The organism is Streptomyces sp. NPDC102514 (assembly GCF_055584525.1).
In genome coordinates, this window is sequence record NZ_JBVJLW010000006.1 from 438975 (window position 1) to 454444 (window position 15470).

Below are 15470 nucleotides of genomic sequence, written 5' to 3' on the forward strand. Positions count from 1 at the left end.
CGACGGGCGGAAACACCACACTAACGGGGCACCGTGTGCGGATCGTTGCAATGTTCGAGGGAGAGACTGTGCTCACGTGGGGATGAAGGAGATGTGGTCGAAAACACTCCCAGCCCGTTACCGGGACATGGTGGCGCTTCCACCAGGCATGAGGGGAGACTGACTGCAGATCGTCCCGGCGCGAGCCACGCGCCGCCGGCGTACAAGGAGGCCGTCCGTGCCGCATGTCCTGGTCCTCAACGCGTCGTACGAGCCCCTCGGCGTCGTACCGCTCCGCCGCGCGCTCGTCCTGGTCCTTGAGAACAAGGCAGTTTCTCTTGAGGAATCCGGCGCCTTCATGCACAGCGCCACCGTCACCGTCCCCGCGCCCAGCGTGGTCCGGCTGAAAAGGTTCGTGCGGGTCCCTTACCGGGGGCCCGTTCCGCTGACCCGCCGGGCACTGTTCGCCCGGGACGGCGGCCGGTGCATGTACTGCGGTGGCGTCGCAACCAGCGTCGACCACGTCATCCCGCGCAGCCGCGGGGGTCAGCACGTCTGGGACAACGTGGTGGCGTCCTGCCGCCGCTGCAACCACACCAAGGCCGACCGCCACCTGGTCGAGATCGGCTGGCGCCTGCGCCACAAACCGGCCCCGCCGTCGGGGCTCGCGTGGCGCATCATCGGCACCGGGCACCGGGATCCGCGCTGGCTGCCCTACCTGCAGCCGTACGGCGCGGAGGACGCGATGGCCCGGATCGACGGCATTTCCGCCTGACGACCCGGGCCTTTGGTTTGCCCCGGGCCGGCCCCGGTCCCGGTGGGACCCGGGGCTGTGTGCTGCCCCGGGCGCCGGGTGGTCGGCGGACTCGGCGGCGCCCACGGCCAAGCCGCTCAGGCTGATCGGCAGCGCCAGCAGGACGGCCGCGCCCACCAGGTCCACGCCGGTGGTGGGGAACGCCATGCCGTAGGCGTCGCGCGGCAGGCCCTCCCGCGGGTGGCGCACGTCGTCGGGGAACACCGGACGTACGCCTGTGAAGCCGACGCCCGCGACAGCCGCCAGGAGCACCGCGGGGCGGGTGCACTCAATGCGCATAGTGGGTGAATGGGCCATTTCAGGAGCGCCCGGCGGTCGCTCTTTGTGTTCGCGCGGGCGCTCTTGGTGATTCTGGTGATCCGGGACAGAATGTGAAGAGGAGCACGATGTCCTCGCTCTCACGTCTGCGGGCCCGCCCGCTGGGTAGGGGCAGCCCTGACCCGCCCGCACGACGACCAAGGAGGCCCCCGTGGCCGCATCGGCACAGCTTCTGCTCTCGGCCCTCTCCAAACGTCCGGCGGACGTGCCCGCCGACCCCGGATCCGACCCGCACCCGCTCTACTGCATCTTCAACGCCGGCGCCGAGGGTTCCAGCGCCGAGGCGCCGCTGACCAGCGAACCGCCGCTGGCCGCCGCCGCGCCCCTCACCAGTGAACCTCCGCTCGCCGACGCCGCGCCCCTGACGAGTGAGCCGACTCCCCTGGGTGCCGCCGCCGGCCTGGACCCGTCGGGGGTCTGATGCCGCTCTCCCGGCTCGCCGCGCTGTACGGCGTCGCCACGTCCTACAGTCCGTCCCCTGACCGCACGGTCGCGGCCTCGGACACGGCGGTCGTCGCCGCGCTCACCGCGCTGGGAGTCGCCGCGGGCACACCGGCCGCCGTCCGCGCCTCCCTCGCGGCCCGCGAGACGGAACTCCGGGAACGGCTGCTCCCGCCGACGGTGGTGAGCTGGGCCGGGGGCACGCCCGCGCCCGAGTCCGTACCCGACGAAGGCGGCTCGGGTCCCGCCACGCCGGACGGAACCCCCGGAACCCCCGGAACCCCCGGTGGCTCCTCGCTCGAAGCCGCCCTCGCCGCGCTCCCCGCCGGGACCCGGCTGAGTGTCCTCACCGAGCAGGGCGAGGTCCGGGAGACCGTCGAGCGGCTGCCGACCGGGGTGCACGTGCTGGAGGCCGCCGCTCCTGACGGGCGTATCGCGCGGGCCCATCTCGTCGTCGCCCCGGCGAAGCTGCCCGCGCCCACCGGACGTACGTACGGGCTGCTCGTGCAGGTCTACTCGTTGCTGTCCCGGCGCTCCTGGGGCATGGGCGACCTCGGCGACCTCGCCGAGCTGACGGCCTGGGCGGGGCGTGCGCTCGGGGCCGGGTTCGTCCAGGTCAACCCGATGCACGCGGCCGTGCCCGGCGCACCCACCGACCCGTCCCCGTACCGGCCGTCCTCGCGCCGCTACCCCGACCCCGTGTATCTGCGCGTCGAGGACATCCCCGAGTTCGCGTACGTCGACGAGAGCGACCGTGAACGGCTGCTCGCGCTGCTGACACGGGCCCGCCGGCTGCGCGAATCCGTGCTCGACAAAGGCGCGTTGATCGACCGCGACGCCGTCTGGGAGCTGAAGCGCGAGGCTCTTGAACTGGTCCGCGAGGTGCCGCTCGGGCCCGGCCGCCGGGCCGCCTACTGCGACTTCCTCGCCGAGGAGGGCGAGGCGCTGGAGGACCACGCCACCTGGTACGCCCTCGCGGAGGTGTACGGCTCCGACTGGACGCGGTGGCCGCAGGGCCTGCGCGACCCGCGCTCGGCCGAAACCGCCCGCGCCCGCGCCGAGTTGATGGACCGCGTCGACTTCCACAGCAGGCTCGCCTGGCTGACGGACGCCCAGCTCGCCACCGCCCAGCGCAGCGCCCGCGACGCCGGCATGGACGTCGGGCTCGTGCACGACCTCGCTGTCGGGGTCCACCCCGGTGGCGCCGACGCCTGGGCGCAGCAGGAGGTCTTCGCGGCCGGCATGTCCGTCGGCGCGCCCCCGGACGCCTTCAGCGTCCAGGGCCAGGACTGGGGGCTGCCGCCCTGGCGCCCGGACCGCCTCGCCGAGTCCGGCTACGCCCCGTACCGCCGCCTCCTGCGCGCCCTCTTCCGGTACGCGGGCGCGCTCCGCATCGACCACGTCATGGGCCTCTTCCGGCTCTGGTGGGTCCCGCAGGGCCGCCCGGCCACCGAGGGCACGTACGTCCGTTACGACGCCGAGGCCATGCTCGCGATCCTCGCCCTGGAGGCCTCCCGCGCCGGGGCCCTGGTGATCGGCGAGGATCTGGGCACCGTCGAACCGGGTGTGCGCGAGACGCTCCAGGAGCACGGCGTGCTCGGCACGTCGGTCCTGTGGTTCGAACGCGACTGGGACGGTACGGGGCTGCCGCTGCCCCCGGAGAGCTGGCGCGCCGACTGTCTCGCCACCGCCACCACCCACGACCTGCCGCCCACCGCGTCCCGCCTCACCGGCGACCACGTCGAACTCCGCGACCGTCTGGGCCTGTTGACCCGCCCGGTGGGGGAGGAACGGGCCGAGGCGGCGGCGGACGTGGGGGAGTGGCTGGCGCTGCTCGCCCGGCTCGGGCTGCTGCAGGGGGCCGCCGGGGGTGTCTCGGAGCAGTCGGAGGAGGCCGAGATCCAGGCCGTGCACCGCTTCCTGCTGCGTACTCCCGCCCGTCTCGTCGGCGTCTGGCTCCCGGACGCCGTCGGCGACCGCCGCCCGCAGAACCTGCCGGGCACCTGGGACCAGTACCCGAACTGGCGGCTGCCCGTCGCCGACGCCGAGGGCCGGCCCGTCACCCTGGAGGAACTGGCCGCCTCGCCCCGGCTGCACGCCCTCATGGAGGTGCTGCGCGAAGGCGGGGCCACCGGCGGCCCGGAGCCCACCGCGTGAGGCCCCGGAACCCGCGCCGGAATCCGTACCGAAACCCGCATCGCACCCCGTACGGCACCCCCGGGCGCGCGGCCGCAACAGGAGTTCGCTACGTTTGCACCGTGGACAAGAAGAACGCCCTGCGCGCCGGCGCCCTGGCTGCCGGTACGATGCTGATGATGATCATGATGTCGTCCCCCGCGCTCGCGCTGACGCGCGACGACGGCGACGACCCCGCGCAGAAGCTGAGCGTCATCGAGACGCTGGGCCTCTATGTCGCGGCGCCGATCGGACTGTTCGCGCTGATCGCCGGCCTGGTCTGGGTGCTCGACGGTTCGACGGACCGTCAGCCGAGGCGCAAGCCGGGAGGCAAGGGCCAGGGCAAGATGCAGGGCCCTGACCAGGTACGCGCCTCCTGATCCCGGTCCCCGCCGAGATCCGACTCTTTCCGCCGAGGGCACCGTCCTCGCACCCGTGGGCAACCCGCCGCACGGGGGCGAGAACGGTGCCCTCGACGCGTTCCGCCTGCCCTCGGCGCCTTCGACGGTCCTCACGACGGCCGTGTCGTCACCCCGCATCAGGTAATAAGGCGCACCCGCGGCCCTCGGTGTGGTCACGATGGTGGGATGTGGCAGGACGCTGAGCAGTGCGGTGACGGTGATCCCGCCGTGCGCATCCATCCGTCGGCCTGCGTGGCCCCCGGCGCCGCACTCGGTTCCGGGGTGCGGATCGGTCCCTTCGCCGTCGTCGAGGAGGGGGCCGAACTGGGAGACGGGGTGCGCGTCCAGGCGCACGCGGTCGTCCACGGCTCGGCGACCCTGGGCGCCGGTGCGGTCGTGGGCGTGCACGCGGTCGTCGGCGGGGATCCGCAGGATCTGAAGTTCGACGCGCGCGCGGCCACCAGGGCGGTGCTGGGCCCCGGCACCGTCCTGAGGGAGGGCGCGACCGTGCACCGCTCCACGGGCGAGGAACCCACCAGGACCGGCAGCGACTGCCTCCTCATGGGCGGTACGCACGTCGGACACGACTGCGTCCTCGGCGACGGCGTGGTGGTCAGCCAGTGCGCCGCCCTCGGTGGACACGTGCGGGTCGGCGACCACGCCGTGATCGGCGGCGGGAGCGGCCTCGTGCAGTGGGTGCGCGTCGGACGTCTGGCGATGGTGGGCGGCCTGACGAAGGTGGAACGGGACGTCCTGCCCTTCACCGTCGTGGACGGCGTCCCGGCCCGGCAGCGCGGCCTCAACCACGTCGGCATGCGACGCCACGGCATCCCCGCCGCCCAACAGAACGCGCTGCGCCGCCACTTCGACGGATTCACCGGCCTCGCCGACTTCACCGCCCCGCCGCCGGGTATGCCTGACGCCGGAGAACTCGTGCCGGAACTGCGGGCGTTCCTCGCCGGCCCGTCCCGCCGGGGGACCACGCCGGTCGTACCCCGTCCCCGTCCGGCCCGCGACGCGTAGAGGTGGTGGGCTCATGCACTGGTCCCTGGGCGAGATCGCCGAGGCGTACGACGGTTCCGTCTGCGGCGACGCCGGGATGCGCGTGCGTCCGACGGACACCCGGGCCACCGATCCGTCGGGACTGGCCTACGCGGAGCGGGCGAGCGCGCTGGAGCGCATGGCGGGCGTCGGCGCGTTCCTGCTGCCGCGCGCCCTCACGGGTGTGGACAGGCCGCACGTCCACGTGGACGATCCGCGGGACGTCTTCCACCACCTGCTGGGCGAGCTCGACCGCCGGGCGACCCCGGCCCCGCCCCCGGGCATCCACCCCACCGCGGTGACCGATCCGGACTGCGCCATCGACCCCACCGCGTACGTGGGTCCCTACACGGTCGTGGAGCGCGGAGCCGTCATCGGACCGCGCACGCAGATCCACCCCTTCGTCTACGTGGGACCGAACTGCCGCGTCGGCGCCGACAGCGTGCTCCACCCGCACGCGGTGCTCTGCCGGGACGTCCGCCTCGGCGAGCGCTGCACCGTGCACCCGGGGGCCGTCGTCGGGGGCGAGGGATTCGGGTTCACGCCCACCCCGGCCGGGTGGCGGCGGGTGCCGCAGGCCGGAGGCGTCCGCGCGGGCGACGACGTGGAGATCCGCGCGCTGGCCAGCGTCGAGCGGGCCACCTGCGCCGACACCGTCCTGGGCGACGGGGTCAAGCTCGGCGACCTCACCTGCGTCGGGCACAACGCCACCCTGGGCGACCACACCCTGCTCGTGCCCCTGTCCGGCGTCGGCGGCAGCGCCACGCTCGGCCGGCGCTGCGTCCTGGGCGGCGGCAGCGGCGTGTTCGACCACACGACGCTCGCCGACGACGTCCGTGTCGGCGCCCACGGCACCGTCACCCGTGACATCGACACCCCCGGCGACCACACCGGCACTCCCGCCCGCCCCCTCGCCCGGCAACTGCGCCTCGACGCAGTGCTGCCCCGACTGCCCGAACTGCTCGAACGGATACGGCGGCTGGAAGAGCGACTGGACGCCGGCCGGTGACCGACCGGCGCGCCACCGTGCGCGCCCCCGTCCTCCTCGACGGCGTCGGCCTGCACTCGGGGCGACCCGTCACCGTGACCATCGCCCCGGGCGACGACGGAATCGCCTTCACCCGCACCACCCGCACCACCCGAGAGGCCCGCACCACTCACGTACAGGCCCACCCCACCCGAGTCCCGGCCCGCGTCGCGCACGTCACCGCGACCGACCGCCGTACCCGCCTCGGCCCGGTGTCCACCGTCGAGCACCTGATGAGCGCTCTGGCGGGTGCCCGTGTCACCGACGCCGAGATCCACCTCTCCGGCGAGGAGGTGCCCGGCTGCGACGGCAGCGCCCGGCCCTTCACCGACGCCCTCCACGCCGTGGGCCTGCGCGACCTCGGCCCCTGGCGGCCTCCCCGTCTGCCCCGGCCCGTCCGGTACGCGTACGGGGACACGGTCCTGCGGGCCCGTCCCGGAACCGGGCTGTGGAGCGTCACCTACGACCGCGCACCCCGGTTCCCGGTCCGGCAGACCGTCACCGTCCGACTCCCCGCCGACTACGCGGACCTGGTCGCCCCCGCCCGCACGCTCGTCCTGGAGTCGGAACTCGGCCGCGCCCGCGCGCACGGCCTCGGGCGCGGACTCGACGAGCCCTCCGTCGTCGTCATCGGCGACGACGCGTACGTAGGGCGGACCCGCTTCGCCGACGAACCCGCCCGCCACAAACTCCTCGACCTGATCGGCGACCTCTACCTCACCGGCATCCCCGTCCACCACCTCGACGTCACCGCGGTGCGCCCCGGCCACCGCGCGAACATCGCTCTGGCCGCACTCGTCACGGACGCGGCCACAGGGTGCCTCCGCCCTGCACGGCCATGAACGGCGGGATCCGTAAAGCCACCACCACCGCTACCGCCACCGGCGCCCGAAAGGGGAAATCGGCCGGGTTTACCGGGGTGATTGAATCTGCGACTTCCTTTCGCAAACGGAACCCCGGGAGGAAGCCGACCGAAAGGCAAGGAACTTGGCGTCTCGAAGCCTTGTTCTGGCTTTCCGGATGAGAGTATGAGGCCCGGGCGACCTGTGTGCGGTCGATGTGGGGGGCCATGATAAAGATTCTGATCGCCGAGGACATGGCGATGCTGCGCCGGGCGCTGGCCGAACTTCTGTCGCTGGAAGCCGACTTCGAGGTGGTGGCCGAAGTCGGCCGCGGCGACGAGATCGTGCCGAGGGCGCGCGCCCTGCAACCGGACGTCGCCGTGCTCGACATCGGCCTGCCCGGCATGGACGGCATCTCCGCCGCCGCCGCGCTCGGCACCGCCGTGCCCGACTGCCGGATCCTCATGCTCACGGGACTCGGCAACGCCAGCACGCTGCGCCGGGCGCTGGCCACCCGCGCCACGGGCTTCCTGCGCAAGGACGCCGATCCCACGCAACTCGTGGGCGCCATCCGCGCGGTGGCCGCCGGCAAGCGTGCCGTCGACCCGCAGCTGGCGGTCGCGGCGCTCGAAGACGTGACACAGCCGCTGGCCCCCCGTGAGCTGGAGGTCCTCCGGCTCGCCGCCGCCGGCGAGGGCACCGCGGCGATCGCCCGCCGGCTGTTCCTGTCGCCGGGCACCGTGCGCAACTACCTGAGCAGCGCGGTGGTCAAGCTGAGCGCCCGCAACCGCATGGACGCGGTACGGATCGCCCGCGAGGGCGGCTGGATCTGACCGCCCCGCGGCTCAGGCCACCGTCGCCGAGTCGCGCAGCTCGCTCTCCGGGGGGTGCGCCGGGGGGCGGGCCGGACCGGCGGCGGTCCGCAGGAAGGGCCGCTTGGACTCGTGTGTTCCGGCCGGAAGCGGGACGACCGCCGTCAGCGAGAACCACTTGTCGTCCATGATCTTGATGTTCAGTCTGCCGTCGACCGCTTCGATGCGTTCGCGAAGGTTGGTGAGTCCGCTGCCCGGCCGGGTGTCCCCGGCGGGGCCGGACGGCTGCGCCGGAATTCCGTCGTTGGTCACGATCAGTCCGACGGCGCCCGGCTCGCGGCTGAGCTGGACGATGCAGGTGCCGACCCTGCTGTGCCGGAGCATGTTGGTGATCCCCTCGCGCAGGACCGTGGCCAGCGTGGTCTCTATGTGGGGCGGCAGGGGCCCCGCGCCGCCGCGGAAGACGGCGTGTATGCCCATGTCCCTGAGGGTCGCGAAGACGGTGTCGACCTCCGCGGTCAGTGACATGGCGCGGTAGGTCTGCGAGACGGCCCGTACGTCGGCGAAGGCCCGCTGGGTGGTGTCCAGGATCTCCGTCAGCTCCTGGTGGAGCCGGGCGTGCTTGGAGGGCGGCAGCCGTCGCGCCAGCTCGCACTTGAAGGCGATGGTGGTGAGGCTGATGCCCAGCAGGTCGTGCAGATCGCGGGAGAACCGCAGCCGTTCCGCCTCCAGTGCCATCCGGGTCAGCTCGCTGCGGGTGCGGTGGGCCTCCTGGACGAGCCGGGTCAGCTCGGAGAGTCCGTACACCACCAGGCCGGTCAGCGCGGTCGCCACCGTCCCGTACCAGACCGAACCGCGGCCCAGGCCGGTCTCCAGCACCAGCAGGCCGGCCGACGCCACGGCCGTCCCGTAGGCGGGCCACTTCCAGCGGGAGGGGAGCACGAGCAGCGCGGAGCCGGCGAGGAAGCCGGGAGCGGCGAGCCAGGCCTCGGCGTAGAAGAGGAACGGAAGGTACGTGAGGAGCGCCTGGAACCCGAGGGTCCAGTACTGCCGGCGGGCCAGCCGGGGCGACAGATGGGGAAAGGAATGCGCCAGTTGGAGCCCGTAGACCAGGAGCAGGGTGGTGATGCCCGTGCCCAGCCCGAGAGGTGAGGGGTGGCCCTCCACCAGGTAGGTCACTCCGATGCCGAAGAAGGCCACAAGTACTGCGAAGGTGATGGCGATGGAGGTGCCACGGGCGAGGTGCCTGCTTCGCGCGTCCTCCTGTTCGACGCGCGCGCCATCATGCAGGGCAGAACCTTGCATCTCTTCCCCCCGGACGAACCGAACGAATTAGTGAGTCAGGTTGTGCCGTGCCCACCCTCTCACGGCATACCGGGAGGATGAGAAGTCGCCATCGATAGTAATCGATCGAAACCGCCCAGAAGTGAAACCCGGTGGGGTGGAGTGCGCTTCGGACTCTCTATGGAAAGAAGACCGCCGGTGAAGTGAAAAGGTTTGCTCCGGTGCGCGAAAACAAGTGGATGATTTCATTCCGTAAAGAGGAATACTTCATTCCGTCACAGGTGCAGGGGAAAGGGATTCAGCTCGGTGAAGTCCGTCGGCCGGGCCAGCCGGCCCAGCGCGACCGGTACGTCGAACAGCCGGCCGGGACCGAATCCCGCCCAGTGCGGGCGCAGTCCGGGGATCAGCACCTTGGCGACGGGCAGCTCCACATCGGGACGGGTCTGGTCGAGGACGAGTACGTCGAGGCCGTGCCGGCGCAACAGCTCGACCAGGGCCCCGGCCTGGGCCGCGGCGTCGGCGGGCGGGCGCAGTGCGGCGGGCGGCCGGGCGGACCGGCGGGCGGCGGGCAGCAGATAGGGCTGGTTGGCGGTCGTGGCGTGCCGGAACCAGGCGAGGGCCTCCGGGTCGTCGCCGGTGTAGGCGGTCCCTCCGCCGGGCGGTCCGCCCGTCAACGGCGGCAGCATCTGGTTGAGTTCGGTCAGTGCACGGCGCAGCGCGATCCGCGCGTCGAAATGGGCGCCGAAGCCCAGCACGACGTCCTCGGCCGGCTCGCCGATCCGGGCCGAGACGGCCGCGACCACGGGGATGCCGAGGTCGGACGTGAGGTCGAGGGCCCACACCGACCTCCCCATGTCCCGGAGCGAGTCCCGGGTCCCGGCGGTCCACGCGTCCCGCCGGTCGAGGACGACACCGGGCTGCCGTGTGCGGTTGTACCACCACAGGGCGATCGCGTCCCGCTCCACCAGCTCCAGGCAGCCGTGTACGACGGCGTCCTCCAGACTGGTGCCCGCGGCAGCCCCGTTGGAGGTGGCCCGGCAGTAACGGGTGTCCGCGTCCGGGGCGTTGTAGTAGAGCAGGCTCGTCGGCGCGAGGCGCTGCCGCTCCTCGGTCAGTGACCAGACGGGTGTCCAGTCGAGCGGGGCGTCCTCGTCGAAGGGCTCGGTCACCTGGTGGAAGGGGCCGTGCGCACGGTTCCAGGCGGCCCGGTCCGTGAACTGCCGCCGGTCGAAGAGCTGGACGCCGTCCGGGTGGACGGCCCGGTCCGCGAGTTCGCGGTAACTGCCCCGCAGACGCGGCTCGTCGCCCTGGAAGTACCCGCTGTACCGCTCGAGCGCCTCGGCAAGCGCACTCACCTTCGCGTGTGCCTCGGTGACGCCCTTGCCCGACCCCGGGCTGCGCAGCGGTGTGTGCAGCGCGGGCGGCGGCTTCGCCGGGTCCCAGGGCGGCTGGGCACCCGCGTGGAAGCAGTTGAGGAAATCCGGCCCCCGCGGGTCCCGGCGGATCTCGCCGACCAGCCCGGTGACGGGGTCCACGAGATGCCCGTACCGGTCGAGGACCTCGTCCGGGCCGGCCGTCCGGTGGCCCCCTCCGCCGGTGTCGCGCACCGGCCGCGGGGACAGCACGACGGGGGCCGACACCCGGTCGCGTACGAGCAGGGGGTCGCCGCAGCGGGCGCACTGCGGGCGGCGCCGCACGGGATGACGGCTGCTCTCCAGGGTGCGGGTGTCCAGCCGCCACAGGGTGCCCTGGCGCGGATCGCGGTGCCCGGCCAGCCACTTCGCCGCCTCGAGGAGGGCCAGGTGCAGGGCCGCCGCCCGGCCCGTCGGCAGATACGACGGCCGGTGCTCGGCGGGCCCGCCGAGCCCGAGCCGGTGCTGGACGTACGCCTCGCTGCGCCGCCGCAGCCGCAACCGGTCCGCGAGACAGCTCCAGCACGGACCCTCGCCGGGGGAGAAGAACGGGCCCACCCACAGATGGGTGCCGCTCGCCCGCACGGGCAGCCAACTGCGGCCCGCGGCACGGTGTTCCGCGTCCAGGGCGCTCAGCCGCGGATCGAGGTAGTCGTGGCACAGCGCCAGGGTCAGATCGGCGGGCCCGCCCACGGCCGCGGTCCGCAGACCGGCCGCCGACACGGCCTCGCACAGGGTGCCGCCGCTGTCCTCGGTGAGGTCGACCGGGGCCAGCAGGGCGCCCCGGCCGGCGTCGGGCCCGGCCGCGAGACCCGTGAGGGCCCAGTAGGCGCGTTCGGGTCCGGCGCGGCCGTCCGGCGGATAGGCGGACAGCAGACCCGCGCCCAGCAGCCTGGCCACGAGCCGTTCGGTGCGGTCGGGCGAGAGGCCGGGGGCCGCGTCGGCGACGATCCGGGGCAGGTCGCGGCTGCCGTCGAGCAACGGGGCGAGCAGCGCGACCTGTTCACCGCCGAGCGTGGTCACGCGGTCCTCGGTCATCAGGAACACGGGCTCCCCGGGCGCCGATTCGACCCGCAGATGCGGTGCGAACCCCAGCCGGGGGAGCCCGTCGTCCGGGGCGGGACGGTTCATCGGGTCTGACGGCCGCCGTCCGCGGAGGAACCGGCGCCGGCCCCGGGCATCCAGCAGATACAGATGCGGCCGTCGGTGGTGTCACCGGATTCGGGGCCGAATTCAGTGATCACGAGATCGTCGGCGCCTCTCGCGATCGCCGCGTCGCCGTCGAGCAGAGGCGTGATCCGTGACATGGGTGCTCCTTGTTCGCTGTCGACTTCGGTCGGCGCGCCCGACCCCGGCCGGGGCCCTGCGCGTTGCCGCCATCCTTACGTTCGTCACTGGCCGATACCAGTGCGTCACGCACAGGGCCCATATGAGAAATACACATCTTGCGCATAGGTTCCTCATATGCCTGGCCGGGCCCCTGGCACTGGTTGATACCGGAAGCAGCCAGCGAGACTCCCTGAGCGAGGAGCTCTTCGCGGTGCTCCGTGGACCACATGGGGGAGAAAAAGATGGACATATGGTTGCTCGGACCGCTGACGGCCGAGGTTCGGGGCCGGTCGATCGTGCCGACAGCGGCGAAACCACGCCAGATTCTGGCCCTGCTGGCCATTCACGCCAACCGCGTCCTGCCCGTCGGGACGCTCATGGAGGAGATCTGGGGCAGCGAGCCGCCGCAGAGCGCGCTGGCGACCCTGCACACGTACATCCTCCAGCTGCGCCGGCAGCTCACCGCGGCCTACGGCGCCGACGCGGGGGTGTCCGCCAAGGACGTCCTCGTCACCCAGTACGCCGGCTACTGCTGGCAGGCGCCCACGGACGCCGTCGACGTACCGCGCTACGAGCGGCTGGTCGCCGCGGGCCGGGTCGCCACGGGCGAGGACCGGCAGGAGAGGGCGTCGGCGTACTTCCGTGAGGCGCTCGCCCTGTGGCGCGGATCCGCGCTCGTCGACGTACGCATCGGGCCCGTGCTGAGCATCGAGGTGGCCCGGCTGGAGGAGAGCAGGCTCGGGGTGCTGGAGCGCTGTCTGGAGGCGGACCTGAGGCTGGGCCGCCACGCGGAGCTGCTGACCGAGCTGATCGAGCTGACCGGACGCCATCCGCTGCACGAGGGGCTGCACGCCCAGTGCATGACGGCGCTGTACCGGGCGGGCCGCTCCTGGCAGGCACTCGACGTCTACCAGAGGCTGCGCCGCCGGCTGGCGGAGGAACTGGGGCTCTCGCCCTCCCCGCGCCTGCAGCGGCTGCAGCAGGCGGTGCTCTCCGCGGAGCCGTGGCTGGACGTGCCCGGGTGCGGGGAGGACGCGCTGCTCGACCGCATGATCGGCTGACCACCGCCCCCGGGCCGCTCAGCCGTTCTTGGTGACGAACTCGACGATCGACTCCAGCATGTAGTCGGTCATCTCCTCGGTGATGCCCGGGTACACCCCGATCCAGAAGCTCTGCTCGGTGATGATGTCGGAGTTGCGCAGGTCCCCCGACACCCGGTGCGGGGTGCCGAGATACGCCGGGTGCCGGGTCAGGTTGCCGCCGAACAGCCGTCGCGTGCCGATGCGCCGCTCCTCCAGGAAGGCGATCAGGTCGCGGCGGGTGTAGGTGGCGTCGGGCAGCACGGTGAGGACGAAGCCGAACCAACTCGGGTCGCTGCCGGGGGTCGCGGTGGGCAGCAGCAGACCGGGGACGTCCGCGAGACCGTCGCGCAGCCGCTGCCAGTTGCGCCGCCGCGCCGCGCCGAACTCCGGGAGCTTCTTCAACTGGCTGAGCGCCAGGGCTCCCTGGAGGTCGGTGGCCTTCAGGTTGTAGCCGATGTGCGAGAAGATGTACTTGTGGTCGTACCCCTTGGGGAGGTCGCCCAGCTGGTAGTCGAACCGCTTGAGGCAGGTGTTGTCCTCGCCCGGCTCGCACCAGCAGTCCCGGCCCCAGTCGCGGAACGACTCGACGATCCGCGCCAGTTCGAGGTTGCGGGTCAGGACGCAGCCGCCCTCGCCCGTCGTGATGTGGTGGGCGGGGTAGAAGCTGACGGTGGCCAGATCCCCGAAGGTGCCCGTCATCCGCCCCTGGTAGGTCGAGCCCACGGCGTCGCAGTTGTCCTCGATCAGGAACAGCTCGTGGTCGGTGGCCAGTTGCTGGATCTCCGCGACCTCGTAGGGGTTGCCCAGGGTGTGCGCGATCATGATGGCCCGGGTCCGGTCCGAGATCGCGGCCCGGACGCGCTCCGCCGTCGTGTTGTACGTGCCGAGTTCGAGGTCCACGAACACGGGCGTGAGGCCGTTCTGGAAGATCGGGTTCACCGTCGTGGGGAAGCCGCCGGCCACCGTGATCACCTCGTCGCCCGGCAGCAGCCGCTTCTCACCGAGCCGCGGGGACGTCAGCGCCGACAGGGCCAGCAGGTTCGCCGAGGAACCCGAGTTCACCAGATGCGCTTTGCGTACGCCGATGTGACGGGCGAATTTGCTCTCGAAACGCCGGGAGTGCGCCCCGGCCGCGATCCGCAGATCCAGGGCCGCCTCCACCAGGGAGACCCGGTCCTCCTCGTCCAGGACCGCCCCCGAGGAGAGGATCGGTGTCACTCCCGGTACGAAGTTCCCGGGCTCCTGCTGCCGGTGGTACTCGCGAACCTGCTCCAGGACCAGGGCCTTGGTGTCCGACGTCATAGCCGTCCCTCCTGTAAGGATTGCCTCGGGGCCATGCTCGCGCCGCTCGGTAGAGGAGCCATGGAGTCCCCGCGGAAAGGGCCTGCTCCAGCGGGCTTCCAGGGGCTTTCGACCCGCTCCCGCTAGCGTGTTCGGCGACGTATCCGACAGGTGAGGTGGCAGATGCCCGAGGACACTCCACGGCCCGGACTCCGCATGGGGGTGCTGGGCTGTGCCGACATCGCGGTGCGCCGGATCCTGCCTGCGATCGTGGAGCACCCGTCGGTGCGGCTGGTGGCCGTGGCGAGCCGGGACGGGGCCAGGAGCGCACGGCTCGCGGCCCGGTTCGGCTGCGCGGCGGTGACCGGCTACCGGGCGCTCCTCGACCGGGACGACATCGACGCCGTCTATGTGCCGCTGCCCCCGGGCATGCACCACGAATGGGTCGCCGAGGCGCTCACCGCGGGCAAGCACGTCCTGGTGGAGAAGCCGCTCAGCACCACGTACGAGCAGAGCGCCGAACTGGTCGCGACGGCCGCCCGGCTCGGTCTCGCGCTCACCGAGAACTTCATGTTCCTGCACCACTCGCAGCACGCGGCGGTACGGGACCTGGCCCGCGACGAGATCGGCGAACTGCGGGTCTTCTCCAGCTCCTTCGGCGTACCGCCGCCCCACCCGTCGTCCTTCCGGCACGACGCGCGGCTCGGCGGCGGCGCCCTGCTGGACGTCGGTGTCTATCCGCTGCGCGCCGCCCAGCTGCAGCTCGACGGGGAACTCGACGTCCTCGGCGCCTGTCTGCGCGTCGACGAGGCCACCGGGGTCGACGTCGCCGGCAGCGCGCTGCTCTCCACGGCGACCGGGGTGACCGCCCAGCTCGACTTCGGCTTCCAGCACTCCTACCGCTCCGCGTACGCCCTGTGGGGCAGCCGGGGCCGGATCAGCGTGCCGCGGGCCTTCACCCCGCCCCGGGAGCACCGCCCGGTGGTCCGCCTCGAACAGCAGGACAGGACCACCGAGTTGACGCTCGCGGCCGATCACCAGGTGGGCAACGCGCTCGACGCGTTCGCGGCGGCTGCCCTGTCGGGCACCGGGCGGGCGGCACTGGGAGAGGCGCTGCTGCGGCAGGCGCTGCTGGTCGAGCAGGTGCGCAAGGCGGCGCGGATCGTCAGCCTCTGAGGTGCGCGTGATGCGCGACGGGAAGGGCCGGCCCCAGCGGGCCGGCCCTTCCCGTC

14 protein-coding genes are annotated in these 15470 nt (G+C 72.6%); 10 read left to right on the plus strand and 4 right to left on the minus strand.

What is annotated here, in order from left to right:
- Window positions 1-217: 217 nt before the first annotated feature.
- The 8 genes from ACZ60E_RS18715 (at window position 218) to ACZ60E_RS18750 (ending at window position 7871) form a co-directional block, all read left to right on the plus strand.
- Entirely contained in the window at window positions 218-754 is a 537-nt protein-coding gene (locus ACZ60E_RS18715; RefSeq protein WP_107016193.1) for an HNH endonuclease, read from the plus strand.
- A 508-nt stretch (window positions 755-1262) separates the two neighbouring features.
- The gene (locus ACZ60E_RS18720) at window positions 1263-1532 is read left to right on the plus strand and encodes a hypothetical protein (protein WP_384802493.1); all 270 of its coding nucleotides are present in this window, start codon (window positions 1263-1265) and stop codon (window positions 1530-1532) included.
- Complete coding sequence (gene malQ / locus ACZ60E_RS18725; protein WP_469441723.1) at window positions 1532-3709, plus strand: 4-alpha-glucanotransferase; 2178 nt, start codon at window positions 1532-1534, stop codon at window positions 3707-3709. Before ACZ60E_RS18720 ends, malQ begins: the two co-directional genes overlap by 1 nt.
- Window positions 3710-3810: 101 nt before the next feature.
- Window positions 3811-4107 carry a hypothetical protein gene (locus ACZ60E_RS18730; RefSeq protein ID WP_469441726.1) on the plus strand — a complete coding sequence of 99 codons (297 nt, stop codon included), beginning with the start codon at window positions 3811-3813 and terminating at the stop codon, window positions 4105-4107.
- 207 nt (window positions 4108-4314) lie between these two features.
- A complete protein-coding gene (gene lpxA / locus ACZ60E_RS18735) occupies window positions 4315-5151 on the plus strand; it encodes an acyl-ACP--UDP-N-acetylglucosamine O-acyltransferase (RefSeq protein ID WP_469441727.1) in 837 nt (278 codons plus the stop codon).
- Between the two features lie 13 nt (window positions 5152-5164).
- Window positions 5165-6178, plus strand: coding sequence for a UDP-3-O-(3-hydroxymyristoyl)glucosamine N-acyltransferase (locus tag ACZ60E_RS18740; RefSeq protein ID WP_469441729.1), 1014 nt, complete (start codon window positions 5165-5167; stop codon window positions 6176-6178).
- Complete coding sequence (locus ACZ60E_RS18745) at window positions 6175-7038, plus strand: UDP-3-O-acyl-N-acetylglucosamine deacetylase (protein WP_469441731.1); 864 nt, start codon at window positions 6175-6177, stop codon at window positions 7036-7038. The genes ACZ60E_RS18740 and ACZ60E_RS18745 overlap by 4 nt, the downstream gene beginning before the upstream one ends.
- A 227-nt stretch (window positions 7039-7265) precedes the next feature.
- Window positions 7266-7871 (plus strand): response regulator, encoded by a 606-nt coding sequence (locus tag ACZ60E_RS18750; protein ID WP_384802511.1) that lies wholly within the window; start codon window positions 7266-7268, stop codon window positions 7869-7871.
- A 12-nt stretch (window positions 7872-7883) separates the two neighbouring features.
- On the opposite strand, the gene ACZ60E_RS18755 is transcribed toward ACZ60E_RS18750, so the two are convergent.
- From ACZ60E_RS18755 to ACZ60E_RS18765, 3 genes are all read right to left on the minus strand, one after another.
- Complete coding sequence (locus ACZ60E_RS18755) at window positions 7884-9155, minus strand: sensor histidine kinase (protein ID WP_384802514.1); 1272 nt, start codon at window positions 9153-9155, stop codon at window positions 7884-7886.
- Between the two features lie 254 nt (window positions 9156-9409).
- Window positions 9410-11677, minus strand: coding sequence for a TOMM precursor leader peptide-binding protein (locus ACZ60E_RS18760; protein WP_469441733.1), 2268 nt, complete (start codon window positions 11675-11677; stop codon window positions 9410-9412).
- The gene (locus tag ACZ60E_RS18765; protein ID WP_210882549.1) at window positions 11674-11853 is read right to left on the minus strand and encodes a hypothetical protein; all 180 of its coding nucleotides are present in this window, start codon (window positions 11851-11853) and stop codon (window positions 11674-11676) included. Before ACZ60E_RS18765 ends, ACZ60E_RS18760 begins: the two co-directional genes overlap by 4 nt.
- A 264-nt stretch (window positions 11854-12117) precedes the next feature.
- Here ACZ60E_RS18765 and ACZ60E_RS18770 point away from each other — a divergent pair, with 264 nt between their 5' ends.
- Window positions 12118-12936 (plus strand): AfsR/SARP family transcriptional regulator, encoded by an 819-nt coding sequence (locus tag ACZ60E_RS18770; RefSeq protein WP_469441736.1) that lies wholly within the window; start codon window positions 12118-12120, stop codon window positions 12934-12936.
- Window positions 12937-12954: 18 nt separating this feature from the next.
- Here ACZ60E_RS18770 and rfbH read toward each other — a convergent pair whose 3' ends face one another.
- Window positions 12955-14259, minus strand: coding sequence for a lipopolysaccharide biosynthesis protein RfbH (rfbH, locus tag ACZ60E_RS18775; RefSeq protein WP_384802521.1), 1305 nt, complete (start codon window positions 14257-14259; stop codon window positions 12955-12957).
- Between the two features lie 162 nt (window positions 14260-14421).
- Between rfbH and ACZ60E_RS18780 the strand changes: the two genes are divergently transcribed.
- Complete coding sequence (locus ACZ60E_RS18780) at window positions 14422-15414, plus strand: Gfo/Idh/MocA family protein (RefSeq protein WP_469441738.1); 993 nt, start codon at window positions 14422-14424, stop codon at window positions 15412-15414.
- Window positions 15415-15470: the final 56 nt, after the last annotated feature.